At 59.1% G+C, this 26,020-nt stretch carries 18 protein-coding genes and 4 pseudogenes; 13 read left to right on the top strand and 9 right to left on the bottom strand.

Annotation, left to right across the window (positions count from 1 at the left end; genetic code table 11):
- Nucleotides 1–244 precede the first annotated feature (244 nt).
- The 8 genes and pseudogenes from NKI37_RS30545 (at nucleotide 245) to NKI37_RS30510 (ending at nucleotide 11,947) form a co-directional block, all read left to right on the top strand.
- Entirely contained in the window at nucleotides 245–538 is a 294-nt protein-coding gene (locus tag NKI37_RS30545; protein WP_348524363.1) for a helix-turn-helix domain-containing protein, read from the top strand.
- A gap of 64 nt (nucleotides 539–602) precedes the next feature.
- Nucleotides 603–1,676: pseudogene (locus tag NKI37_RS30540) on the top strand (IS110 family RNA-guided transposase).
- A 1,055-nt stretch (nucleotides 1,677–2,731) separates the two neighbouring features.
- Entirely contained in the window at nucleotides 2,732–3,118 is a 387-nt protein-coding gene (locus tag NKI37_RS30535) for a hypothetical protein (protein ID WP_032906107.1), read from the top strand.
- Nucleotides 3,119–3,379: 261 nt separating this feature from the next.
- Nucleotides 3,380–7,816 carry an NACHT domain-containing antiphage protein HyoA gene (gene hyoA / locus NKI37_RS30530; protein WP_352791630.1) on the top strand — a complete coding sequence of 1,479 codons (4,437 nt, stop codon included), beginning with the start codon at nucleotides 3,380–3,382 and terminating at the stop codon, nucleotides 7,814–7,816.
- 602 nt (nucleotides 7,817–8,418) lie between these two features.
- Entirely contained in the window at nucleotides 8,419–9,063 is a 645-nt protein-coding gene (locus NKI37_RS30525) for a hypothetical protein (RefSeq protein ID WP_023705515.1), read from the top strand.
- A gap of 97 nt (nucleotides 9,064–9,160) precedes the next feature.
- The gene (locus NKI37_RS30520; protein WP_352791628.1) at nucleotides 9,161–9,742 is read left to right on the top strand and encodes a helix-turn-helix domain-containing protein; all 582 of its coding nucleotides are present in this window, start codon (nucleotides 9,161–9,163) and stop codon (nucleotides 9,740–9,742) included.
- 158 nt (nucleotides 9,743–9,900) lie between these two features.
- Complete coding sequence (locus NKI37_RS30515) at nucleotides 9,901–10,110, top strand: hypothetical protein (RefSeq protein WP_023705513.1); 210 nt, start codon at nucleotides 9,901–9,903, stop codon at nucleotides 10,108–10,110.
- A gap of 160 nt (nucleotides 10,111–10,270) precedes the next feature.
- Nucleotides 10,271–11,947, top strand: a complete 1,677-nt coding sequence (locus NKI37_RS30510; RefSeq protein WP_352460955.1) for a recombinase family protein — start codon at nucleotides 10,271–10,273, stop codon at nucleotides 11,945–11,947.
- A gap of 217 nt (nucleotides 11,948–12,164) precedes the next feature.
- Here the strand turns inward: NKI37_RS30510 and NKI37_RS30505 are convergent, their stop codons facing one another.
- From NKI37_RS30505 to NKI37_RS30490, 4 genes are all read right to left on the bottom strand, one after another.
- Nucleotides 12,165–12,290 (bottom strand): hypothetical protein, encoded by a 126-nt coding sequence (locus NKI37_RS30505; RefSeq protein ID WP_280940137.1) that lies wholly within the window; start codon nucleotides 12,288–12,290, stop codon nucleotides 12,165–12,167.
- A 302-nt stretch (nucleotides 12,291–12,592) separates the two neighbouring features.
- Nucleotides 12,593–13,279 (bottom strand): hypothetical protein, encoded by a 687-nt coding sequence (locus tag NKI37_RS30500; protein ID WP_023706683.1) that lies wholly within the window; start codon nucleotides 13,277–13,279, stop codon nucleotides 12,593–12,595.
- Nucleotides 13,280–13,538: 259 nt separating this feature from the next.
- Nucleotides 13,539–14,066, bottom strand: coding sequence for a DedA family protein (locus tag NKI37_RS30495; RefSeq protein WP_023672568.1), 528 nt, complete (start codon nucleotides 14,064–14,066; stop codon nucleotides 13,539–13,541).
- A 22-nt stretch (nucleotides 14,067–14,088) separates the two neighbouring features.
- The gene (locus tag NKI37_RS30490) at nucleotides 14,089–14,547 is read right to left on the bottom strand and encodes a CorA family divalent cation transporter (protein WP_023807924.1); all 459 of its coding nucleotides are present in this window, start codon (nucleotides 14,545–14,547) and stop codon (nucleotides 14,089–14,091) included.
- A 450-nt stretch (nucleotides 14,548–14,997) separates the two neighbouring features.
- Here NKI37_RS30490 and NKI37_RS30485 point away from each other — a divergent pair, with 450 nt between their 5' ends.
- Entirely contained in the window at nucleotides 14,998–15,522 is a 525-nt protein-coding gene (locus NKI37_RS30485; protein WP_023682876.1) for an OmpA family protein, read from the top strand.
- Between the two features lie 213 nt (nucleotides 15,523–15,735).
- Here NKI37_RS30485 and NKI37_RS30480 read toward each other — a convergent pair whose 3' ends face one another.
- Complete coding sequence (locus tag NKI37_RS30480) at nucleotides 15,736–16,692, bottom strand: DUF1402 family protein (protein ID WP_023672572.1); 957 nt, start codon at nucleotides 16,690–16,692, stop codon at nucleotides 15,736–15,738.
- A gap of 489 nt (nucleotides 16,693–17,181) precedes the next feature.
- On the opposite strand from NKI37_RS30480, the gene NKI37_RS30475 reads away from it, so the two are divergent.
- From NKI37_RS30475 to tnpC, 4 genes and pseudogenes are all read left to right on the top strand, one after another.
- Nucleotides 17,182–18,492: a hemolysin family protein gene (locus NKI37_RS30475; RefSeq protein WP_023807118.1), complete on the top strand. Its 1,311-nt coding sequence runs from the start codon at nucleotides 17,182–17,184 to the stop codon at nucleotides 18,490–18,492.
- A 284-nt stretch (nucleotides 18,493–18,776) separates the two neighbouring features.
- The gene (locus NKI37_RS30470) at nucleotides 18,777–19,784 is read left to right on the top strand and encodes an AI-2E family transporter (protein ID WP_023706688.1); all 1,008 of its coding nucleotides are present in this window, start codon (nucleotides 18,777–18,779) and stop codon (nucleotides 19,782–19,784) included.
- A 696-nt stretch (nucleotides 19,785–20,480) separates the two neighbouring features.
- A pseudogene (gene tnpB, locus NKI37_RS30465) lies at nucleotides 20,481–20,821 on the top strand (IS66 family insertion sequence element accessory protein TnpB).
- A gap of 135 nt (nucleotides 20,822–20,956) precedes the next feature.
- Nucleotides 20,957–21,828 (top strand): annotated as a pseudogene (gene tnpC, locus NKI37_RS30460) (IS66 family transposase); the annotation flags it as partial.
- Between the two features lie 23 nt (nucleotides 21,829–21,851).
- Here the strand turns inward: tnpC and NKI37_RS30455 are convergent.
- The 4 genes and pseudogenes from NKI37_RS30455 to NKI37_RS30440 form a co-directional block, all read right to left on the bottom strand.
- Nucleotides 21,852–22,700 carry an undecaprenyl-diphosphate phosphatase gene (locus NKI37_RS30455; protein WP_023706691.1) on the bottom strand — a complete coding sequence of 283 codons (849 nt, stop codon included), beginning with the start codon at nucleotides 22,698–22,700 and terminating at the stop codon, nucleotides 21,852–21,854.
- Between the two features lie 108 nt (nucleotides 22,701–22,808).
- Nucleotides 22,809–23,066, bottom strand: a pseudogene (locus NKI37_RS30450) (CDP-diacylglycerol diphosphatase); the annotation flags it as partial.
- 228 nt (nucleotides 23,067–23,294) lie between these two features.
- Nucleotides 23,295–24,419, bottom strand: a complete 1,125-nt coding sequence (locus NKI37_RS30445) for a DUF2333 family protein (protein WP_352791559.1) — start codon at nucleotides 24,417–24,419, stop codon at nucleotides 23,295–23,297.
- A 703-nt stretch (nucleotides 24,420–25,122) separates the two neighbouring features.
- The gene (locus NKI37_RS30440) at nucleotides 25,123–25,953 is read right to left on the bottom strand and encodes a universal stress protein (protein WP_023682867.1); all 831 of its coding nucleotides are present in this window, start codon (nucleotides 25,951–25,953) and stop codon (nucleotides 25,123–25,125) included.
- Nucleotides 25,954–26,020: the final 67 nt, after the last annotated feature.

Here is a 26,020-nt window from a genome sequence, read left to right as displayed (position 1 = left end):
ACAGAACGATGAATGGGCAGTGCAGCGGGCCAGATATATGACTCTGGAAACGATCAGCCAGATGAGCGATGATCCCCTGATCAGCCTGCCAGCCGCGCGCTGATCAGCCCGGCCCATGCCGGAGAGCACGGCGACTAATGCCGCCAGCTACACCACGCCGCGGGACACGATCTGACGGGCAAAATGGCCGGATTATGCCTTCTCAAAAAACAGAAAGGGAAACCATGGCGCGAATAGCAGTTATATGATCTCTGCCAGGGACTTTCGTTCACCGGGGCAACGAGAAATGACGATCCGAGGTGTCCAATGCAGAATGGCTCGGGCGGCGCTGGGACTGAAAATAAGCGAGCTGGCCAGCCTTGCGGGGGTCGCCCCGACAACGATCACGCGATTGGAAGCTGGCACTCCAATAGGTCCACGAACACTCAGCTCGATTGAAAAAACTCTTGAGGAGGGAGGTATCAGGTTTGTCTTCGCTGAGAATGGAGACTGCGGCATAATGCTGAGTCCGTTTCAAATTACCTTTGTTGTGGAGTAGTATATATAAGTACAGCAGGGCAACTGCTAAGAAATCACCTGTCAAGCCACGCAGGAGGCGGCTGATGGAATATTTTTGCGGACTGGATGTTGCGTGGACGAAACTGCGGTGTCCGTCGTCGACGAACATGGTGAGGTGCATTTGACGGTCAAGGTGGAGACCGATCCGGATGCGTTGTTCGTGGTGTTGAAGCCGTTCGTGGCGCGGCTGCGGCGCGTCGGCCACGAGGCCGGATCGCTGTCGCCCTGGCTCAATCCCGAGCTTCTGAAACGCGGCCTTCCGGCGATCTGCCTGGAGACACAGCACGTGGGCGCCGCGATGTCGGCGCAGCGCAACAACACGGATGCCGCCGATGCGCTCGGCATCGCCCACATCATGCGCACCGGCTGGTTTCGTCAGGCCCATATCAAGACGCAGGATTGCTATCGGATGCGGCTTTTACTGACCCACCGGCGCAACCTGAAGCGCAAGTTCGTCGATTTTGAGAACGCCTCCGGCACTCGCTGAAGGCGTTCGGCATCAAGCTTGGCGGCACGTCGCGTGGCGCTTTCGACCAGGCGGTGCTCGCGGCCGATCCGCTGTCAGCCGAGTTGATGGACGCCATGTTGTCGGGGGCGCGCCGTTCAGTGGCGGGAATATTGCCGGCTGCACGATCTGGTGGTGAGATCGTCGCGCGTAGCGAGCTGTGCCGACGCTTCATGGCCATCCCCGGCGTCGGCCCGGTGACGGCGCTCTCCTTCATGACGGCGATCGACGATCGCGCTTCCGCCGCTCGCGTGACGTCGCCGCCTACTTCGGGCTGACCTCGCGGCGATGGCAGTCGAGCACATCGATCGACGTCCAGGGACGCATCTCGAAGGCTGGCGACGCGGCCGTGCGGCGCGCGCTCTACGAGGCGGCGTCGGCGCTGATGACGCGCCTCCGCGGCATGGACAAGGGCAAAAGCTTGGGCCGGGAAATCGCCAAACGCTCCTGCCATCGCAAGGCGTGCGTGGCGGTGGCGCGCAAGCTGGCGGTGATCATGCACGCCATGTGGAGCGACGGAACGTTCTACGTCGGCGATCCGGCGGCAAGCCCAACCGACGCTGCCCAGCGCGCTCATCTCAAGGACCGCAAGCTGCTCGGAGCCCATCGATGAGCAGGGGATCGTCAGTTGAAACGCAGGGCGTCAGCAACGTGAACGACGCCAACTGAACACGAAGATCCGCCTTGGCGGATGAGGACCGATGCAGACCAGGAACGACGGAACGCACGTTATCTTGCCTGCGGCCGCGCCGATCCACAGACGGCCGGACCGCGCTCGATTGCCTGTGACGATGCTCCGCCAGTCCGATGGAAAAGTGCGCCACGACGGTTCGAGCGCTGCCACAGTGCAGCCGAAACACCCGTCGCAGAGCGCGTAAGACTGCTCGGCGCATCGGAACTCGACGCCAAAACGTGGAAACGTAGCGTGGAGAATAAATTCGTATATTATCGTAGATGGAAGGAGAAACGACGATGCGTACAAATTCTCGCCTAGCACGACCGATTAAGACGGCTAGATAAAAGGCCGCGAGGTGCGGGCTGTGGCGGTCGTGTTATTCCAATAGGTTATTCCCAATTTTCGCGAGGTGTGGGTTTTCCCTGCACCTCCCAAGATCGTTGATTTTCGTTCTTCGTCCGTAGCTTAGTGCGATGTGCGGCAGCCCGACTGGCCTTTGTGGGGGCTGGGCCGGGAAAGGAGGGCGTGGTCTGAGACTGTTCTTGAGGTCGCCGCTCGTCAGTAGATAACGAGCGGTTGGACAGACCACGTTAGAACCTCGCCGATCTAGCCCGCGATCGGCGAACGGCTCGCTGCAGCAGAGGGGTTTCACCTCGGCCCGTAGAGCCGACGTCGCCAGCTCCGGCCATAGGATGGCAGCCGAGCGCAGGCTTGTCGGCTGGCGCCATCCTCCGCACGGCGGATACATAGGCTTCACCGCCCCAATGGAAGCGCCCGGTCGCGACAAGCCCGCGCCCAAATCGAAGCTTCCTCAGGGCGGTCGGACGCGGCATCCTTTCCGAGATGCAGGCGCCGTGCATCGCCCTGCCGCACGGGCTCTCGACGGCCAGAGATCTGGCCATCCTGACACGAATACGCAAATCGTCGTGTTACGGTCTGATGGTTTTTACGCCACTGGCCTTATCGCCATCAAGCAATTGGGAGAGGTTGCCATGTCTAGGATCAACCGCCGCGCCTTGCTCCTCCACTCCGGCAGCGCAGTCGTCGCCTCGTCGATGACGGCAACGGCGCTCGGCGCAGAGCCGCCGAGCCGAGACCAAGAGCCGTCCAGTTATCTGCGAGCGCTGATTGAGGCGCACAAGACAGCCTATACTGAGTTCGGCAAAGCTCTGCACGAGATAGGCGGTGGCAGCGACGACCCCGCCAGAGCCAGCCGGGAAGAGGAGAGGGTGCTTCTCGCCATCTGCGGCTATCCTGCCGTCGGGGAAGGGGATCGCCTGGCCAAGGCCCGATATCTTTTGGAGATCGAGGCGCGCGGCGAACTCGACCTCGCAGAGCATACCCAGGCCGTTCTTCAATCGACGATGTTGAAGGGTTGATCTGACCGGCGCGGATGGTCAGGTGTGAATGTCTGGTATGCGCCTCATTCCGGCCGTTCATCCAGCTTCGGCAAGTTCCAGAACGCCGCCGACTCGCAACTTGAAGGCCGTCAATCATCCCCCTCCCTTCACCAACAGCGTCACGGATGAATCACATTACATCGAGCTAAATGCAAGGCGCTCACAAGCCTCGACGTAGTTACCGTCGAGACACGAGGATGATATTGAGACCGATCGCAGCAATGACGACACATTCAGGCCATGTCCAGAGATCTCGACAATTTCATTGAGCTCGATCGCACCTTTCGCGACCTCGCCATCTCCGATGATGAGGGCGATGAGGCGAAAATGGTGCGCCTTTGGGAGCGCCAGACACCGACCCGCTGGCCCGATCTTCTGAAGGAACCTCGAGTCATCATGCTGGCGGAGGCAGGATCGGGCAAGACTGAGGAAATACGGCACGTCTGCCGACGCCAGCGGCAAGACGGCAAGCAGGCGTTCTTTCTGCGTATTGAGCATGTGGTCGAGGATCTCGAGACCAGCTTCGAGGAAGGGAGCCTCGAGGAATTCGAAGCGTGGATCGCATCGGGCGAACCCGGTTGGTTGTTTCTCGACTCCATCGACGAGGCGCGCCTGCGTGACCCCAAGGACTTCGAGCGTGCAATCCGCAAGATCGGTAGAAAGATCGAGCGCATTCTCCAGCATGCGCACATCGTCATTACGGGCCGCACAGAGGCGTGGCGGCCGACGACTGACCTTCTGTTGTGCAGGAATAATCTGCCCTGGATGATTCCGGCCACGGCTACACAAGACGAGCCCGAATTCCAGGGGGAATATGCCATTGCGCCCGATCGGACCATCAAACGGCCCAGCAAAAAAGGGCCGTTCCGCATCGTGACCTTGGAGGATCTGCATGGAAGCCAAGTCGACACATTCGCCCATGCCAAGGGCGTCGTGGATCTGAAGTCCTTCAGAAAGGCGGTCGATCGTGCCGAGGCGTGGTCGTTCACCACGCGGCCGCTTGATCTCGCCGAGACGATCGAGTTCTGGAACGATCACCAGAGTATCGGGTCACGTCTCGATCTGATGACGAGCAGCATCGCCAAGCGATTGGAGGAGCGCGACCAGGACCGCGCCGATGCGCGACCTATCTCCATTGAACGAGTTCGCGAAGGTGCCCGACTGGTCGCGGCGGCCACGACTCTGTGTCAGGAATCCACGATCCGGGTTCCCGACGGGCATCAGAATGCGAAGGGCCTGCCGATCAAGGACGTACTGACTGATTGGAACGATCAGGATTGCACAACCTTGCTCAGCCGTCCGATCTTCGACCCCGGGATCTACGGGACTGTGCGTTTCCATCATCGTTCGGTCCGAGAATATTTGACCGCCGAGTGGCTCCATTCGCTGCTTGTTGACGAAGGATCGCGCGCGAAGATCGAGAGCCTGTTCTTCCGCAAGCAATATGGCATCGAGGTGATCGTGCCGACGATGCGGCCTGTGCTGCCGTGGCTTGCGGTGCTTGACCGCCGAATCCTAAACAAGGTCGTGGATATGGCACCGGAGATCCTGTTCGAGGGCGGCGATCCCAGTAAGCTGCCGCTCGAGACGAGGCGCCGTATCCTGTGCCAAACCTGTGAGCAGCTTGCGCAGCCTGCGCAGGGTCGCAGCGTCATGGACTATGAGGCGGTGCAGCGTTTCGCCAACCCCGATCTTGCCGACGATATACGCGCGCTGCTCGACCGATATGCCGGTGATGACGACATCACTTGGTTTTTGCTGCGAATGGTTTTTCAGGGTGGTCTCGAGGCGCTGGCCGACAAGGCCAAGCATTTCGCGCTCACCTCGCGCGCCAAATATACCCGCATCGCGGCGATCCGGGCAGTCCTCACCGTCGGCACCCCGACCGATGTCGCGGAAGTGCGCCGGAACTTCGTGGGAGAGGGACCATCGCTGTCCCGCGACTGGCTCGGCGAGCTGCTGGTCGATCTGCCTTACACGACGGAGGCGATCGCCTGGCTCATAGAGGCGCTTGAAGGCTCGGCAACCAAGGATCCGCATCAGGTCGATCCGCTGAATGACCCTCTTGCGCGCTACGTCAACGAGCTCCCGCTCGCACTGCTCGGACCGCTCATGGAGGGTCTGGTGTGCCTCCTTCAACGCGAGCCAGTGGCCGAGCGTCGGCATTGTGAGATATCGCAGCAATATGGATGGCTGGCCTCGACGACTGCGCGCGTGGCGATGTGGCTGATTGAGGCGCGTGACCCTGCGGCGCTGTCGTCGGCGACTCTGACGGCGCTCCGGTTGCTCCCGATTGCGAGCGACTATGGCCGCCACGATTTCGAGGACATCCGCAAAGGGTTGCCGGACCTCGTGAAGGGATGGGCGGACCTCAACCATAGCGTGTTCTGGCAATCCGTCGCACAGGAGCGCGCGTGGCGGGAGCGCGAGAAAGACGAGCGTCTTACCGACTATTGGCATGTGTCGATTTTCGGTAGCTACTGGGCCTTTGATCCAACCGGCTTCGATATCATCGCAGACGACATCGCCAATCGGCCGCTACCTGACGACCGCCTCATCGCGCTGACCCTCGCATTCCGTCTGTTCGTCGCTGGCGGGCGTCCGCGGAAGTGGCGCGAGCGGTTGAAACGTCTCGTCGACAAAGAGGAAACCTTGCGCTCGAAGCTGGAGGCTCTGCTGCATCCTCCTGCTGGCGAGCTGGTGAAATATCGCAGGCAGGAGGCGCAGTGGAAGCGTCGGGACGCGCGGATATCGGTGGCCCGAGATAAGCGGCTGGAGCGAGACAAGATGCTCCTAGCCGAACGCGTCGATCATATCCGCGATCCGGGCAAGCCAGGCATCTACACCCACGATCAGCATTATCTGCATGAGCGGATGCGATTGTCGGCCAACGACAACAACAACCACTGGACCGAGGGCAATTGGCGTTCGCTGATCGAGGCTTACGGCGAGCCGGTAGCCAGCGCGTTCCGCGATGCCGCGGTGCGGTTCTGGCGCGACTACCAACCTCGGACCCAGTCACAGGGGGCCTCGACCAATCAGACCCCTTCCGCGGTGATCTTCGGTTTAACCGGACTCGCGATCGAAGCGCGCGAGGAGGAGGAATGGCTCCAGCGCTTGAGTCGAGCCGAGGCCGAAAAGGCGGCGCAATACGCGCTTGCCGAGCTGAACGGATTTCCGGCTTGGCTGCCAGACCTCTACGGGGCGTTTCCCGAGCAGGTCGGCGCTGTCCTGCTGAAGGAAATCCGCCACGAACTGACGAATGAGACCAGCGACGGTGAAAGCCACTACGTCCTGTACAACATGGCATGGCATGGCCGATGGGCCTGCGATCAGATCGCCACAGCCCTGTTGCCCACGCTTAAGGGCAAACGGGTCAATCCGCGCAACCTCGGCTACCTTCTGTCGATCATTCAGGGCTCATCGGTATCCGACGTGGAGCTGGCCAAGATCGCGGCCCAAAAGGCAAGCGCGAAATACGATCCGGTTTTCAGCCCGATCTGGTTTGCCACATGGGCCGGCGTTGACCCAGACGCGGCAATCCCGGCGCTCGCTGCCCGTCTTGCGGCATTGAACGATCCTGTTGAACAGACCAATCTCGCCCTTCGCTTCGTCGTATCGTTACTAGGAGGGCGGCGGCAGGAAGGCCGAGCGCGGCTCGCCTACCGCACTGTCGAGCACATGAAGACGCTATATCTTCTGATGACGAGGTACATTCGCGAGGAAGATGACATCGAGCGTGCTGGGAAGGGCGTGTACTCGCCAGGGCTCCGCGACGATGCACAGGACGCCCGTAACGCACTTTTCACCTTCATCCGCGAGACCCCGGGCAAAGAGGCCTATCTCGCGCTGGTGGAGATGGAACACACGCACCCTGCCGCGAGATCTCGGCCGTGGATGAGGTTTCACGCCAAGACCAAGGCGACCCTCGATGCCGATTTTGCTCCCTGGAAGCCGAGCCAAGTCAAGGAGTTCAACGATGCCAGGGTCGCGACACCAGCTAATCACCGCGACCTATGGTATTTCGGCGTCGAGCGGCTCGAGGATCTTAAACACGATCTCGAGCATGGGGATGAGAGCATCGCTTCGATCCTGCAGGGCACCGATCAAGAAACCGAATTCCGCAAATTCATTGGGGGCTGGCTTCGCGGCAGGGCTGGGGGCCGATATAGCATCCCGCCTGAAGAGGAATTGGCCGACGCCAAGCGGCCCGACTTGAGATTTCGAGGCGCGAAGTTCGACGCTCCGGTTCCCGTCGAGCTTAAGGTCGCTGACAACTGGACGGGTCCGCATCTGTTCGAGCGCATGGAGGTGCAACTCGGCGGTGACTATTTGCGCGATGCCCGCTCCAGTAGGGGCATCTTTCTCCTCGTTTATATCGGTACAAAGAAAAGCTGGGATTTACCTGGCGGTGGCAAAGCCGAGAGCTTCGAGGCCCTGCTCACAGCACTTCGCCAGCATTGGTCCGTGATTTTCAGTCAACACCCCAATGTAGAGGATCTGGCGGTCGTCGGCATCGACCTAACCTTGCGTGGCCTCGACACTAAGACGGTCAAGGCAGCCACTAAGGCGCGAAAGTCCGCAGGGAAGGACAAGAGGGCGGGTTCTGTAAAGCCACGAGAAGAAAGAGGTGCGAGTTTAACCGGCAAACGGGGCAAACCGACGCGCGGCGAATAAGGTGCAGGAGCCCCAACATTTCACGCGCCCGATTGCCGTATGTGCAGATAGTCGTGAGTGCAAGCTCTACGTTCTGAGCGTCAGCTTTGCTCAACCTGAAGCAAAAGCTGCCAGGCCGCTGCCCGGCCCCGTTGCGGCCATTTCGCAACTCGTCTGATTGGCCGCTACGCGTCTCGCCCCAACTCGACGCCATCCCACCAGACGTTACTTCATTCGTAGTCGATCACGGTCGCCGCAACCTCACGCCCGGATGATTGCCATTCGTAAATTCAACACCCTCGGCCTCAAGAACAGCACGGATTTTGTCCTGGGTTTCATCGGAGACGACGGCGGCGCGCTCACTGTCGCTCTCACATCGTTTTACCGTCGGAATAGAAACACCAGCCCTACGGGCAAGCTCCGATTGTGAGAGAGCTATCAATGCTCGAGCCGCTCGCATTTGTGCTGCTGTTACCAATTTCTATTTGATCCCTTTAGATCATTGCGTTATGATCCAAAGGTATCAGTGGATACCCTTGGCCTTTGGTCTGGGGCGCGGCTAGACGCGGTGTTGACGCACCATGCCTAGCCTGACCACGCCTAAGCTTCTGGGAGCTCGGATCATGGCTGATTCCGACAATAACACGACTTTGCCTTTCGTCACGCGCAGGAAGGTGCTTGCGGGAACAGCAATCGCAATGGCGGCGACACAGGCTACATCGTTTGCTCGCAGCGACTTGGAGGGTGATGACGCCATTGATCCTGCTGTGTCGGTGTGGAGACGATGGCAGGCGGCTTGGGAGGAGACTGAACAACTTTGCAATCAGCAGCAGCGGTTGGAGAGGGTACTTATCGAGACCGTTGGTTTCCCTTGCACGACAGTGAAGTTGTCCGACGGCGAGAGCGTGACCGTTCACTCTCTTGGAGCCCTCCAAGAATTGCTGCGTGTTCGTCCGGCGAACACAGTAGCCCGCGCTCGGGCTGAAACCGAAATCGTAGCCCATCAGGCGCGCTGGGATGCCGCCGGTAGGGAGATTGGTTATTCGACATCGTTACTTACGGAGTGCGAAGCTGCCGAGCGCGCGCAGGCATTGCTCGAACTTTTATCCCAGGTTCCTGCTACGTCACTGGCTGGTATAGCCGCTAAGCTAGATGCAGTGCTTAGGGAAGGGGAGTATTCGCTACACGACGGTGAATCCCCGTGGCCACAGATCCGCTCGGCTTTGGACGATATAGCTCGGATCAGGGAGCAGAAAGTCACGAGCTGAAACCTCGGCACTAAGGTTCCGAAATCGCGATCATTCGGCGGTTTGGTGATTTTCGCCCGGGCTTACCGAGACAAACTCTCTCCACATGGAGCGACTGATGCAGTTCCGAAAGGCATTTGCGGAGCCAGGACGCCCCCGCGTCTTCAGCGCGTCGGCAAACCATGGAACCGAGAGTAGCCCGCACCCTGCTGATCAATATGTCGGCAGGCAGATCGCTGCGGTTCGCGTGCAGTCGGACGTATCGCAGGCCCAGCTTGCCCGATCCATAGGCATCAGTTTCCAGCAGCTTCAAAAATATGAGAACGCGAAAAACCGCGTGAGTGCCTCCATGCTCTACGAGATCGCTAGTTCACTGGCCGTCCCGGTCAGCCGTTTTTTCGGAGGCCTACCGGGCAATGAGACTGACCGTGACGTTCCCACGCTACCGGTCGATGAGCGCATCAATCTTATTGCCAGCGCGGAAGGCCGACGCCTGATTGAAGGGCTGGTGCAACTTCATCCACGGGTGCGCAGCCGTGTGTCGGCCTTGATCTCCGCATTGGGGGAGGCACTGGCAGTCGTAGACCCAAAGCAGGAGAGCGTAGCGTCTGCCGGACCCAACCCGGTCGAACGCCGGTTTGTTAGATGTTTCCTTTTCGAAGGTCGGGAGTGCTCCTTTCATCACAGCCTCGTTGTTTAGCAGGCGCTGGGAGTGCCAGAACCCCGGAATGACCCCCGGAAGCGAAACGGAAGTAGAAAAGGAAACGGGAGCGTACATAACGGTCATGCGAGATTACGCAGATTTCGACGATGCTTGCTCTGACCGCGCAATCGCGCGTTCGAAACCGGGCAAGTGCAATGAAGGCAACACACAGAGATGCCGGTCGGCAGATCGAGCCCGGCCCATCTTCTCGGACGCGCGCTGTCGACGACGCCTTTCTCGAGCGAACCGTTCAACTCTTCGAGGCACGCACCGGTCGTTCGCTATCCAAGGAAGATGCGCGCCAGATCGTGGAAAACGTCAGCGGGTTTTTTCGCATCCTTGCCGAATGGCACAAGATGGATTGAGCCGAACTGACCCGCGCCTGATATCGCGCTATGACTCTTGCCCGTCTCAAATGACACGAGAGAACCGGTTCGGCCGACTGCAGGTTCGCACGTTGTGGCCAGTCCTGACCGGGCGACATGTTAATCACACGCGCCGTTTCGTGACCGCGAAGGAGCGGAGATGAAGCTGATCGACAAGCGACTAGCACCGAAGGCGAAGCCCGGCAGCTTGGTGAAAGCGCTGCTTTATGCGCGCGTGTCCTCAAAAGAGCAGGAGAAAGAAGGCTTTTCGATCCCGGCGCAATGCAAGTTGCTGAGAGAATATGCTCTTCAGCGGCAGTTTGGCATTGTTGAGGAATATGTTGATGTCGAGACCGCCAAGAACACCGGGCGGACCAACTTCGGCGAGATGGTCAAATATCTGCGCAAGCATCCTGGCGTACGCGTCATCCTGGTCGAGAAGACCGATCGCCTCTACCGCAACCTCAAGGATTGGGTGACTCTCGACGAACTCGATGTCGAGATCCACCTTGCCAAGGAGGGCGTGGTGCTGTCGCGCGACTCTCGATCCTCGGAAAAGTTCATGCATGGCATCAAGGTGCTGATGGCCAAAAACTACATCGACAACCTTTCTGAGGAAGCCCGGAAAGGGCAGATGGAAAAGGCGGAGCAGGGCATCTGGCCGTCCAAGGCGCCGCTCGGCTATCTCAACGTCACGGCGAAGAACGGCAAGAAGGTCATCGAGCCGGACCCGGTGGTTGCGCCGGTTGTCACCAAGCTGTTCGAGCGGTACGCGACTGGCCTGTATTCACTCAAGGCGCTCACGAAGGCGGCGCATTGCGACGGCCTCATCCATCCAAAGAGCGGCAATCCGGTACCGGTCAGCACCGTGCATACGATTTTGCGCAATCGGCTCTATACGGGCCTGTTTCAATGGAATGGCAGGCTGCACCAGGGCAAGCACGAGCCGCTGGTATCGATCGACCTCTGGGAACGGGTCCAGGGCGTTCTGGCAGGCCGGCATGCGACGCCTATCCATTCCTATGGTTATGAATTCGCCTTCTCGGGCCTCATGACCTGCGCTGATTGCGGCTGTGCGGTCGTGGCGGAGGTCAAGAAGGGGAAATACATCTACTACCACTGCACGGGACATGCCGACAAAGGCCGGGGCGGCTATGCCGACTGTCGCCGCAAATATGTTCGCGAGGAGGTGCTGGATAAGACCTTTGCGGGGCTCCTGGACCAACTCCATTTCGATGAGGAGGTGCTGGAATGGGTACGGGACGCGTTGAAGGCGAGCCATGCAGACGAGCGGCGGGAGCAGGAACAGGCGATTGAGCGGTGTCAGACTCAGTACAAGCGTCTCGAAGATCGCCTCAACGCTATGTACCTGGACAAGCTCGACGGCCGCATCGACAATGCCTTCTATGACCGCATGTCGGCGCAATGGCGCGTCGAACAGACGCGTCTAATGCGTGAGATCGAGCGCCACGGCGAGGCGCAGGAATCATACATGGATGATGGAATCCAACTGCTCGAACTGGCCCGCAACGCCAGCCAAATGTTCACTCACCAGGCCCCAAATGAGAAAAAACGGCTTTTGAATCTGGTGCTGTCGAACTGCGAATGGAATCGCGGCGAGGTCCGCGCGATGTTCAGGCAACCGTTTGATTTACTTGCGGAAACGGCCGCGTCTGCGGCAGCTGCACAAGCTGGTGGGGATGTGTCGTTGACGAGGCATCCAATTTGGCTGGGGTTCCTGGAAGCTTTTCGAACTTTCTGGGTCACGCCTCAGCCCGAATTGCTGGCACTTGTGAAGGACGTCGGGGCGCATGTATTTGCTCTGGGGCAGGCTTGATCGACGTATGTCGGATTTCGTCCCGGGGATGAACTGGCCCCGCTTCATCGCCCCTTCGAGACTCTTTGGGAGAGCCGTCAGGGTGAAACTTCCGAGCTGCGAGACTTGGACGCCGGCATGTTAGCCAAGCGTCGCCGCTCTAAGCCTGGGCAACGTCTGCCCCCGCGGCGCCTTGGCATCCCGCGCCAGAGTCTTCGTCGCTACAGCCACTCGATCTTCAGGATCTGGTGCAGTTCAAGCCGTTCAGCGATGAGGTGCCGGTGGCGCCATGGATGCGGTCGAAGAACCCCACGCCGGTTATGCGCGCGGCTGTCGGCTTCGCCTTCGCCTCAAAGGTCGGCATCTCCAAGGCTTGGTCCAGAGGCGTGGGGAACGAGACTAGCAGCCTCTCCATGTCCGCGCCGCTGCATCCCCAAACACGTTGGCCGGCCGCGGTTGGCCATGTCGCGCGACGTTACCGACTTGGGCGGCAATGAAGATTGTTCCGGCGATGCCTGTTGGGCGCAGCGCCGATTTTCCGTCGCTAAAGCGGTTCAATGGGCAGGTTGACATTCTCGTGTCGGGCTCCTTCCGGATAGACAATCTCGGCTGATCTCAGCCACTTATCCATTCTAGTGATGCAGTGGGTGATGCTCTCGCTCGATTTCAACGCCTGAATAACGGCAAGAAGCTCAAGATATACCATGTTAAGTTGAATTTTTCCTTTCCTTGGTTTTCAATTGTGATCGACATGTGAGGCCACGCTCTGTCGATTGCTTTTTCGCTCAAGTGTTTCCGATGATCCGAAACATGCGCGGCCTTCTTATCCGCGACGTATTTAATGACCTCCCTCCGCCGCACCGGTGTTCCATGTACCGCGATCGCGAGACCTTTCAGATATTCCGAGAGGGAGACGTCGGCGTCGTCCCGAAATCGCCAAGGGGTCCCAGTCAAAGGAGGTTGCCCCTTTAGCGAGAACACAGCAGCGATATTCGGGAGCCGATCCCCGGCCCAACGGTAGTTACCGCACGTCAAAAGCACGGCGGGGTGAATAGGGTCGAAATCCAGCATCCGCGCGAGAACTCTCAGGCCCGAACTCGGGATCAAGAGGCGTCCCGCGTTGAACAAGTCTCTCTCCGATAGCAAACGCCGCAGAATGGTACTGCGACCGCGGATTTCAGCGGGCAGTTCCGCCACATTTGTGGTCATCTCCCTGGTCACGAACCGAAAATCCTCCACAGTTATCCGGGCAAGATCAAACTCCGCTTCAGAGAGAAGGCGATCCGGCGATTTTAACCGAAAGTGCGGCTTGACCAAATATGAGAACAGTAGCGCTTTGGCTGGCTTGTCCATTAGCAATCCTCAAGGACCAAGCATGCAGCATACACGTCTCTGGTCGGGCTTATGGGTCGAAAAGTTCGGCGAAATCGCCATTTTCTAGCGACGGTTGTCGAGGTTCGGCCATGTGGGTGCCACCCGGCCCTCCGGCGGGTGGCCAGGGGCAATCGCTAAGGCCGACACTGTGCACTGATCGGGGCGAGCGGCTTACCGCGCCTTCAAGGGTAACTGCTTGGAAGGCGGATCGACAAGCTGCTCGCCCGGCGTGAGTCGCCTACATCCAAGCCTGCAGCCATTTGAGGCCGAACGCACCGGGCGCGAGTATCCCTGTCGCCCAGAGGATCGCCGAGGAGACGTTGGCGATCTGGAATGTCAGGACGCGCATTTCGCAGATACCTGCAACCAGCGGAACGGATGCCCGCAACGGACCGGAGAAGCGGCCGATAAACACCCCAAGCCCACCCCAGCGTTCGAAGAATCTATGGCCACGCGGAAGCAGATCTGGGTAACGCTTCAGCGGCCAATAGTGCGAAACCCGGTCTCCCAGCCGCGTGCCAACCCAGAAAGACAGCCAATCGCCAAGTGCCGCGCCGACGATAGCGGCGAGCCACAACGGCCAGAACGCGATCCCACTTTCGCCGATCAGAAAACCGATGCCAACGAGGATCACGGTCGCGGGAAGTAAGAGCGAGATGAAGGCCAGCGATTCGCCGAAGGCCAGCATGGTCACGAGCGGAATGCCCCATGCCTCATGCGCCCGCATAAAAGCGATGGTCGCTTGCGTGATCTCGTCGAGCCTCATACGTTGGTTTCCTGCTTCACCCCTACCAAGGCGACAAATCCCGATATTTAGAACCAACCCCGCCACTTGAACCAACCAACGGAATGATAGCGCTGAAAGCGATCATGGCCAGTCCATAGGGGTAGCCGAAGGCCCAGTCGTATTCGGGCATGGTCTTGAAGTTCATGCCGTAGATGCCCGCGATTAGGGTCGGCGGAATGCCAACGATCGAGACGATGGTGAGGATTTTGAAGATGTCGTTCTGGGAGATGCCGATCAGCCCGACCATGGCATCGAGCAGGAACTGCACCTTATCGGAGAGATGGACCTCATAATCGTCCAGCGAAGCCACGTCTTGCTTCAGGCCGTTCATTCGCGACGCTACCTTCTCGTCGCCCCAGTCCCCGGCCATCGCGGACGCGAAATCGATGGCGCGCCCCAGGGCAAGCAAGGCATCGCGCTTTTCCGAGAGATAGTCACCCAGCCGGCCGACATGGCGCAACTGGGCGCGAATAACCTTGTTTGAGCGGATCGCCTTACGGCCCTGGCTGTCCGGCACATGGAAGGCGGCGGCAGAAAGGGTGCGCAGGTCCGTCGACTTCGTCGCCCGGCGAGGCGCGCGGCACCGTCGAGACCTGCAGCGGCTCCAGCGTCTCGCTGCCTTGGCGCCTGATCTCGAATTCGAGGCTGGCGTCCTCCGACGGAAGCGGTCGCGAGCTGTGAAAGCCCAGCAGCACTAGGAAAACGTGGCGCCGGCTGGTCTCTCGCATCCTTGACCGCGCCGGCAGCGGAGTGGCAGCAGTCACAAAGACCCTGATTGTCACCCTGAAACAGCTGAATGAGTAACTTATCTCGGCTTGTCGCAACCATAGTGTGGTTGACCCGGCACGCGCTCCGGATTTATTTTGGGAATTATCCAATCGTGACGTCGATTTCCATGCTGGAGGCCGCTATGCGGATAGGCACTTCTTTCTTGGTGCTGGCGACTGTGCTGGCGTCTTCAAATTCGTTTGCCGACCCTGTCCAAACGTCAGAAGACATCGTCAAGTTTTTCGGCAATGCGACTGATCTGGGCCCGTCGCGTGGAATATGCATCGGCACTGAAGACGAATGCAAGAGCAAAGCGGACGCGTCAGTGCCAACCGGCCTCGACATGTTGATCAATTTCAGCCTCGATTCTGCTGAGTTGCAGCCGGAGGCGCGAACAAAACTCGGCGAATTTGCCAAGGCGCTGAAAGACAACCGTCTAAGGGCGCATAACTTCATCGTCGAAGGCCACACCGACGCCTCGGGCTCGGCTATCTACAATCAAGGACTTTCGGAACGACGGGCGCAATCAGTGACGGCATTCCTCCTATCGAACGGAATCGAACCGTCACGCATCAGGGCAATTGGCGAGGGCAAAAGCCATCCGAGAGTCGCCGATCCCTACGACCCGGTCAACCGGCGGGTCGAGATGCGGATAAACTTGCCATAGTCATATTGGACTGCCGGGGGGGTTCGTCGCGTTGACATTCTCGCGGGACGTTCTGAGTTCAATGGTGCTCGAATGGCACTTAGGCCAACTCTAGAAAATGCCGCCTTCCGAATTTCGCCACCAATGTCGGGCTCTGCTCCGTCTGCGCGGCGCCTGACCTGCGGGTGATGGTCTGCCAACGCGCTTAACCGCGCGGCGGCCAGCGTTGATTGCTCACCCTTGACCGTCAAGAAGGGCTCGCAATTCATCGAGTTTGGTGTTTACGAACCAGCCGTAGTAATTCTCCACCGGCAGCTTTCGTCCGGATCCCTTTGCCGCAGCTTCGCGAAGTTCGGCTGCGCGACGTTGCGGCTGGCCGACATTGTAGAGCGTTGCTGTAATGCCCGGATTCCCGGAAATATCGAACCCCTCCTCGGCATACGCGTCGATCGCCTCCCGCAGGATGGCGGTCGTGTAGATCACGCTGCGCTTCGGATCCATGATGTCGCGGTAGATTGCCTGCGGCCGATCGGGTGAGAGCTTTTCAAAGCCGCTCACCCGATTGACCAGGTCGGTCACTTCCAGCGCCGCCAGAGGGCTGATCTGGCCAAGCCCGAACGTCTGGCCGGCGAAGAACGGTTGAAAGAACGCCCTTTGAAAGGTCACGTTCTCATAGGCGACATTGCCGACAGTTTTTCCGAGGAACTGTGTGTTCCAGACGTCGGTTCGGCAGCTCCACAGTGCCGAACTCCCTTTGGCAGGGGTGCAGCCGGAAAATTCCGGGCGATTGACAAACGACTGCAGCGAAATGCCTTTGTAGCGGAATTCGAAATCCGCGTTGGCGTATGCCAGGGCCTTGACGTAGTAGGTTTGCGCCGCATCAACGCTGCTGACGTTGTAGGTATGTTCGCCGACAAGCGCGCCGACAACGTGGATCGGATCGATACCATAGGCAGCGGCCGTATCCTTGATCTGTTGCACGAGCTTTTTATCGTTACTCAGCAACGCCAGAATCTTGTGGTACTTGGCGTCGTAAGTTGTCTTGAAGGCGCGCGTCCTATTCGCTGACGCTGCGGGAATCGGCGGCTGCTGCTCGAACCGGTTTCCGGGAGGAACGACGGTGAGGCCCTTCGCGAGGGCTTCGAGGCCCAATCCGTTGGCAAACACCAGGACAAGGGCGGTCAGCGCCATGAGCGCGTGCCTAGTATTTTTCATGTGTCGCCCCCCGATGAGCAGGGGATACACCCACGCTCGCCGCCCGTTCCCGTATGAACCAATCAAGCTCGATCAGCGTGGCACGCCGGTTGTCAACGCATGACCGCGATCGCCGGGCATGATCGCGCCCTGGGTGTGACGTATCGGTCACTATGCTGGTGCTGACGCCAGCAAATCGTTCGCGGGACCGGCATCTCGGCCAACCTGTTGCCTTGCGAATCTTCGAACACGAGTCTCGCGTTGATCGAGCGTACCGCCCTTGGAAGGTTGCTTTTCACCCTAAACGTTATGATCGGTCCCGTCCGTCCAGGCTTAGCGCACCAAGTTCAGTAGTACGAGCTTGTCCGACCTTCCGCTCAAGCAGTCGCATTGGTGTATCTGCCGTCGGTCCTTGCTACGGATCGCTGCAACATAGTGGTCGAATGCACCTTTTCGTTCCCGCTTCCCAGATGCTAAACGTTCGCTATGCTTTACATTGAACTCGCGACCGTCGTCGTCCTGATCTGCATCAACGGCCTGCTTGCAATGTCGGAACTAGCCGTTGTCTCGGCGCGACCGGCTAGGCTCAAAGGTATGGCCGAACGAGGCCTGAAGGGTGCCAATCGTGCGCTGGCGCTTGGTGCCGATCCCGGAAAATTCCTATCGTCTGTCCAAATAGGGATTACATTGGTGGGCGTGCTTTCCGGGGCCTTCTCAGGCGCTACGCTGGGCGAGCGCCTGTCATTTGTCTTGGCCGCTAGCGGCGTGCCCGGCAACATTGCAGACGCCTTGGGTGTCGGTATCGTAGTGGCAGTCATCACCTATGCCTCTCTGATCGTGGGAGAACTTGTTCCCAAGCAGATTGCACTTCGCAATCCGGAGGGCATAGCAATGCGTGTAGCTCCGGCGATGACCATCGTTGCGAAAATTGGCGCACCGCTGGTGTTCTTACTGGATTTCTCCGGTCGTGGTTTGCTGTGGCTCTTAGGTCAGAAAGGCGAGTCCCAGGAAAAAGTCACCGATGAGGAGATCAAAATGTTGGTTGCCGAAGCCGAGCATCACGGGACCATCGAGGCAGACGAACGCCGGATGATCGCGGGCGTCATGCGTCTGGGAGACCGGGCGGTGCGCGCCGTTATGACACCACGCACCGATGTGGACTGGATCGACATTACCTGGGAAGAAACGAGAGTGCGCAAGGCGATCATCGAGACGGAGCATTCTCTGCTGCCGATTGCCGAAGGTACGGTCGATGCAATGATCGGCGTCGTGCAGATCCGCAAGGTACTGGCGGGCATGCTCAATGGGCAGAAGGTCGATCTCAGGCGTCACCTGCAGAATGCGCCGATCGTGCACGACCAGGCGGACGCGCTTGATGTGCTGACAACACTGAAAGGAGCACAGGTGCCTGTGGCCCTGGTCCACGACGAGTACGGTCATTTCGAGGGCATTGTGACGCCGGCCGACATCCTTGAGGCGATCACAGGCGTGTTCCGTGCCGATCTGGAAGCCGAGGAAGAAACGGCCGCCGTGCAGCGCGAGGATGGGTCATGGCTGCTTGCCGGGTATATGCCCGTTGACGAGATGTGTGATCACCTTGCCATCGAGCTCCCAGAAAATCGCGATTATGAAACAGTTGCCGGTTTCATCCTGTCGCACATGCACCATTTGCCGGCGACAGGCGAAACGGTCGAAGCGGACGGCTGGCGGTTTGAAGTCGTCGATCTTGACGGCAGACGCATCGACAAGGTCATGGCCAGCAAATTACCCAGCGGACGCCGGCTCGCTCGGCATTAAATCAATGATCGCGCAGGATGGCCGCATGTCTCTTGCTGCCGTTCGCGACGATTGATTCACGCCTTGTCGGCAGAAGACGAGCGGTTCGAAGGCGCACATGCCAATTCGACCATGGACCGTGCCGCACGGATCAAAATATGAACGACAACCATCTAGCTGCAAACCGGCAAGAAATGTAGGCGGCTAGCCTCACACACGTATTGGGTGCGTGTTCGCTTGCGCATCACCGGGTATCAAAGCTAATGGAAACCCGGAGAGGACTTGGCTGCTTCAGCAGGTGAAAAGTGCTGCCTTTCTCACGGTTCTATGTCGCGTCGTGCCTGCTCGCAATTATAGCGCTGGTCGCCGTTCTCGAGCTCGGCCTACTTCCGGCACTGCTTTCGGGCCTTCTCGTGTTCAACCTCGTTCATTTCGCCGCACCGATGCTCCATCGAATCGGCGTCTCCAACAGCCTGACGAAAAGCCTTGCGTTGACCTTGGTGGCATTGATTTTCACGCTCCTGATAGCCGCCGCTATCTTTAGCGGCGTGTCGCAATTGACTGGCGGTTCGGAGAACGTCGTGACGCTCCTCAAGAAGATGGCCGAGATCATCGATACCGCGCGTGTCCATCTCCCGACCTGGGCGATGGCCTATTTTCCGTCGAATATCGAGGAACTGGAAGTCTTCGCGGCCCGGTGGCTCCGCGAACATGCCGGCCAGCTTCAACTCGTCGGGCGAGATGTCGGCGTCCTGGTGGTCCACATTATCGTCGGCATGGTGATCGGCGGCTTGATCGCGGTGAACTCGGCGGCGCCATCGGGCGAGCCCGGCCCACTGGCGATCGCGCTGGCGGATCGTGTCAAAATTCTGAGCAAGGCTTTTCGCAACATCGTGTTCTCGCAAATTCGGATTTCGGCGTTGAATACATTTCTAACGGCGATCTATCTCGTCGCTGTTTTGCCGTCCTTCGGAATCGATCTGCCATTCATCAGGACGATGATAGCGCTGACTTTCGTCGCCGGCCTTCTGCCGGTCATCGGCAATCTGATCTCCAACACCGTGATCGTCGTTGTCAGCCTCAGCATCTCCTTCCTTGCAGCGCTCGGCTCGCTTACCTTTCTCATCGTCATTCACAAGCTCGAATACTTCGTGAACGCCAAGATTATTGGAACGCGGATCAACGCGCGTGCCTGGGAGCTTCTTCTGGCGATGGTTTTCATGGAGGCCTGGTTCGGTATGCCGGGTCTTGTCGCCGCGCCGATCTATTATGCCTATTTGAAGGCTGAACTCACGATGCGCGGGCTAATCTAGGATTGGAGCAATGCCCGATCGAACGAAATCGGGTCACGTCGATGGTTAACAGGCCAGCTAGCATCAGGCTCATTGATTAAGACGGAAGGCGACGGCGGCTGCGATGCAGATTGCCGAGAAGACGGTGTGTGCGTAGCGGTCAAATTGGGCGCGATGCGCCGCTAGTCCTTCAGCTTGGCGAACATGTTCTCGATGTTGTGACGTTGGCGGCATAGGGTGTTGTCGTCGTCGATCGGCTTGTTTCCGCTTTTGACCGGTGGGGTGCATTTTGAGTATCCATCCGGCGTGTCGCGCCTTGTTCGGGTGATGAACGAGTGGTCTTAAGCGTGCTCTTATGAGCGCACTTAGGAGCAGTTGATGGGTCAGATCACGTTGCTCACAGGCCCCGAACGTCGGCGGCGGTGGAACGAGGCGGAACGGCGCCAGATTTTGGAGGAGGCGTTTTCGCCGAGACCTGTGTGACGCAGGTGGCGCAGCGGCATGACGTTTCGACGCCGCTGATCTACACGTGGCGCGCAAGCTGTGCGAGCACGTCCCGGACCCGTGCCTTACAGAGGCGGTGGTTGTCGATGACGACGTCGGCCATCCACTGGAGCACCGGCCGGCTATTGTCGTGGAGGTGGTAAAGGGCGGCCGGGTGAGCATCTTCGCGGGAGCGACGCCCACGCTGGTTACGGCAGTGGTAAAGGCACTGCGGTGATCCCGCCGGGCGCGCGGGTGTGGCTGTCGATGGGTCACACCGATATGAGGAAGGGCATGCAGGGCCTGGCTTTGCTGGTGCAGCAGCACCTGAAGCGCGATCCCCACGGTGGTGATCTCTACGTTTTCCGCGGACGCGCCGGATCGCTGGTAAAGACATCTGGCATGACGGGATCGGTATGTCGCTTTATGCCAAGCGGCTCGAGAAGGGCCGCTTCATTTGGCCCCAGGTGAAAGACGGTGCAGTGTCGCTGACGAGCGCTCAGCTGGCGTGTTTGCTCGACGGGATTGACTGGCGCAACCCGCAGTACAGCTGGCGTCCGGTGAGCGCGGGATAGGACACGGATTTCCTCAGCCAAAGCGGCATTTTTCGGTTGCACCGAGAGACAGTGTGCTGATTCATTTCGGTCATGGAAGCCGCCATTTAGCCCCTGCCGGACGATGTCGAAGCGCTTAAGGCCCTGGTTGTTTCGATGGGCGCCGAACTTGCCGCCGCGAGGGCTAAGGCGTCGGCCAGGGAAGCTCTGATCGGGCACCTCAAGCTGCAGATCGCCAAGCTCAGGCGCGAGCAGTATGGCCCCAGCGCCGAGCGCAGCCGCCGGCTCCTGGACCAACTTGAATTGCAACTCGAGGAACTCGAGGCCACAGCCAGCGAAGTTGACCTTGCCGCCGAAGCGGCGGCGACCAGGACGACCAGTGTCACCGCCTTCGAGCTTCGAGCGCAAACGGCCAGTGAAGAAGCCGTTTCCCGAGCATCTGACACGTGAGCGCATCGTCATCCCCCGCGCCATGTTCGTGTCCGACTTGCGGCGGGACGCGGCTTTCGAAGCTCGGCGAGGACGTGACCGAGACACTGGAGGTGATCCCGCGTCAGTGGAAGGTCATCCAGACGGTGCGCGAGAAGTTCTCGTGCCGGAACTGTGACGATCACCCAGCCGCGTGCGCCGTTCCATGTCGTGCCGCGTGGCTGGGCAGGTCCTGGCTTGCTCGCCATGCTGCTGTTCGACAAGTACGGCCAGCATCAACGCTTAACCCGCCAGGCTGAACGTTTCGCTCGCGAGGGCGTGCCACTGAGCCTGTCGACGCTCGCCGACCAAGTTGGCGCGGCCACTTTCGCGCTCATGCCCCTCTATCGCCGGATCGAGGCTCATGTTCTCGCCGCCGACCGATTGCACGGCTACGACACAACGTGCCGGTCCTCGCCAAGGGCAAGACCGATATCGGCAGGCTGTGAGTCTATGTCCGCGACGACCGGCCCTTCGGCGGCGCCGATACGCCCGCCGCGCTGTTCCACTATTCGCGCGACCGCCGTGGCGAACATCTTGCGCTGTTCGCGTTCGCATGGTTTCGGAGCGACCCCAAGAAAGCTTAAAGCGCCAGATAGAGCAAGGCTGCGGCTCCAGCGCCGATGCAATAGTACGCGAATGGCTTGAGCGTGTCCGTTTCAAAGTATTTGAGCAGAAAGCGAATTGAAAGAAATGCGGTTCCGCCAGCACACCAGGCGCCAACAACCGCCTGACCCAATCCTGCGCCGCCATTTGTGAAAAGATCGGGGACCTTGAGCACGGCAGCCGCCAGGATGATTGGGGTGGCCAGCAGGAATGAATAGCGGACGGCGTTCTCGTGAGAAAGCCCACAGGCGAGCCCACCGCTCATGGTCAGTCCGGTGCGAGAAAATCCCGGTATCAATGCGAAACATTGCGTGATGCCGATGATGACGGCTTGGATCCATGAAAGGGCAGCAAGCTTCCCGTCATCGTGGGCACCTTCAGTCGCGCCGCGCGAACGCAACACTTCGACGACATAGAGCATTGCGCCATTCAGTACGAGCACAGCCGCGACGAGTGTCGCGGCTGCAAAGAGCTGCTTCAGTCGCTCTTCGAACAGAAGCCCAAGGAGTCCGGCCGGAATGGTGCTGACGATGAGAAGCCATCCCAGCTTGGCATAGGTGTCATCGGCGCGGATCTCGTGTTGTTTGAGGGAGCGGAGAACACCACCGATGATGCCTAGCCAATCGCGCCAGAAAAAGCCCAGCAACACGAGAGCCGTCGCCAGGTGCGTCAGCACCAAAAAGGCGACAAATGCATCGCTCGATCGGTCGACGGGCCAGCCAAGCAGGGCAGGGATCAGAACGGTGTGTCCCAAGCTCGAAATCGGAAAGAGTTCGGCGAAACCCTGCAAAAGCCCCAAAACGATCGCCTGGAAATAAGTGATCATAGGTCCGTAATCCCGGAATCTTGGTTCCCCAAAATAACGTCGATACCAGCTTTCAAGGGGTGACGGTATCAGGTGCGGCCATTGGCCTCTCCAAATACCTCGTGGCGCTCATCGCGAAGTGCAGTCGTGATCTAAAAGGCGCTCGGCGGCGGAGTGCTCCCAGTTGGCCAGAATGTAAAACCCTGGCCTGGCATGGGCCAGTTCGGCCCCAACAACGACGATATTTACCCGATGCATGGCGCGCCGAGCCTGCGGCAACCCGGCAGCAACAATGCCGGCCACGTTGGTGGCTGCCAAATCCGGCCGATCGACCGCCTTGATCCAGTAGCGTTTTCCCATCAGCGCCAGGGGGAACAGCTGCCATGGGCCTTCGGTCTTCGGCCCGGCAGTTTAGCCGGACCTCACGACCGCCTCCTGTTCCGCAAAGGCAAGGTCGATCCGTGTAGCGATGGTGCGGACTTGGTCAGGCCTGCGAGCACAACCAGTTTCCCGGATGAAGGCCATTACTCGTCAAGACACCCACCCAGGAGGCGTGCTGAAAATTCGGTTCTGGGCGAATTTCACCGTTCACAAAACTGGGTCGGTGGCAGCGAGTTACTGCGCAATAACGTTGCTAATCTCGATCATGTTTGAGCGCACGCGCAACATGTAGAAGCCAATTGTCGTTAGGTGATTCGGCAGCAGCCAGCCGTCCTCGCGGCCGTTGGCGATGATTAAGGGCCGGATGCGCAGCGCCGAGACGAACTGCGCATCCATGGTGTCCCACAGGTTCTGCAGGTGCTTTTCCTTGATCACGTCCTCGAAATCGGCCTGGGCGCCCTTCATCAGCCCGTAATAGGCATAGAGCTGACCATAGGAGAACCAGAAGCGGTCATCGGCGCGGAAGTCGAACCAGCCATTGTTGTGGTTCTCGGCGCGTTCCTTGAGGATCGCCGAGGTTGAGCCGATGTCGGAGGAGATGCGGTCGATATACTGTTTCAGATTGTCGGCGCGGGCATCGAACGTCGCCTGGCAGGTGGCCAGCCGAGCATTGAAGGAGCGCAATTTGCGAACCGCGCCGCGATAATAGCTCGGCGTCGGCGTCTTGGGTCCGAACGGGTTGAGGCCGAAATACCAGGTTTCCTCATCGAACTGCAGATTGCCGCGCGCATCCTGTAGGTCGGTGTCGATCTGCGATGTGGTGCGCACGCGGCCGAGATTGTCGGCAAGCTCGGTGGAGGTGCGCCGCACCGCCTGGTTGATGCCCCGCTGGAACGAGGCCTTGTTGTCCATGAACGGCGTGTGGTCCCAGTCGATGCCGAACAGGCCGAGTTTGTAGAGGATCATCGACGAGATCCAGGCATTCTGGTTGACGTTGAAATCGGTGAGGTCGGCCGCGACCTGGGCGATACCTGAATTGCCGCAGGTCTTGGCGGTTTCGGTGCCAGCGCCGGCGGCGACCTGTTCGCCGGCGGAAATGTTGCGGTTCTCGAAGGTGTATTTGTCGACGTAGTTGGGATCGAATTTGTTCCACCACTGGGTGGCGTAGAAGAAATTGGCGTAGAGGCCGATCAGAACCAGAAGCGCGAGGCCGACCACAGCCTTCAGGATCCAGCCGCGCTGCGTATACCAGCGCCCAGCCCAGAGGAACGGCCACAGGATCGCGCCGATGACGAGGCCGATGCCGCGGCCGATCCATTGGAAGATACGGGTGAAGAAATTCACGATCGGATCAAGCATGGCTCTCGTTCACCCCTTCAGCATGATGCCAAAAAGTTGCAGACTTTTTGGATAACATCATGCGCCAAAACAATAGGTTAGAACGAAATGACGGCTCATTTCGTTCTAGTCAGTCAAGCCGTAAAGGCGCGTGCGAAACGCCACCTTGTCCTTCAAATATGTGGTTTGCAGAACGACGCGCTGCATAGACCATCCGTCCCGGTTTTCAAACCGCATGGTTATCGGCACACACCATACCTCGCCTAGCCATTCGCACACGACAGGCAATTTCGGCGCTTTTTATGAGCGCGCCTTCGTGCCAGTTTACTTCGTTCTGATATCGATAGACGTTCGCCAAATGCAAGCAGTGTGCCTCTGCGAGATGCCCGTCTTGACGTTTGAGACTGCCAATATCATCTAGTGTTCGCTCAGCCCCAGACTTCTGGCTCTGTGCGAGTTCGGCCTCAAGTGGTTGCAGGCGCGGACGTGATGGGCACCAAAGGCGGACCGTCATTGTCGGCCTCTGGCAGGGGCAGGAATCAATCGTAGGTGCCGCGAACGGCTATGCTCCCGGTTCAGGTCGAGTTCGATATCGAAGGCAAAACAATCGGCAACTCACGAGCAATCCGGCAGTTTCGTCTTGGGCTAGTTTAGAACCTGATACAGTGCGCCGCTGGCACAATCGTAGTAGCCAACCCGCCGCCGACAACTCTCGGGCAGATTTCTAGTGCGACAAAAGGACAGGCAGGCGCAGATCGCCAAGAACGCTTTTGGTTGCTCCACCCACGACAAAATCTCTCATCCGGGAATGGCCGTATGCACCCATAACAAGCAGATCGGCGCCCATGCTGACAGCGCGCGCCTGAAGCGTAACGCCAATGGGGCGATCTTCGAGGTCGATTGAGATCCCCTCAGCGGGAAAGCCACGCTTTCTCAGGCTCAGGGCGAGGCGTTCGCCAATATCGCGCAGCGACTTTTCGTCTGTCACTGTCAGTACCGTTATCTTTGAGGCACATTGCAGAAACGCGTGCGCATCGGCAACGGCCCGGGCCGCAACGCGGCTACCATCCCAAGCGATGATGACATGATCGATTGCACCAACGTTTGCGTCTTCCGGCAGAATTATGGTTGGGCGACCCGAACCAAACAGGACCGCATTAACGGTCATGCGCGCAGTCTGGTTATTTGGCTCCAACCCAATCAAAGCAAAATCGAAATAGCGTGACTGAGTTGCCGCAACATCGCCGATAGATGCTGGCTGAACAGCAATCTCCTCGGTTGTGAGGAGCGATCCGACGCGTGCCGCTTCAGCTTTCAATGCCTCCAGCAAATCGAGCCCATGCTTGCGGCTGGTCGCTTCTGTCTCCCGGATCATTTCGGGAAGATCGATCAAGTATCGCGAAACCGGATTGGAAATACCCGGAATATCGACATTGATCGTCAATGCATGAAGTGCGGCACCAACGTGCTTGACCACCGCGATTGCGTTTGATGCGATTTTGGTGGAATTCGCTTCCGGATACGTCGCCAGAGGAAGTAAGGCAATTTTGCTCATCAGACCTCACCCCGTTATTTCGACCGCCGCCGACCATTGGCCCAATGCGTGTCACACTCAAGCCAGC

The organism is Mesorhizobium sp. M0626 (genome assembly GCF_040320665.1).
Classification (GTDB): Bacteria; Pseudomonadota; Alphaproteobacteria; order Rhizobiales; family Rhizobiaceae; genus Mesorhizobium.
This window is presented reverse-complemented; position numbering and strand designations above follow the sequence as displayed.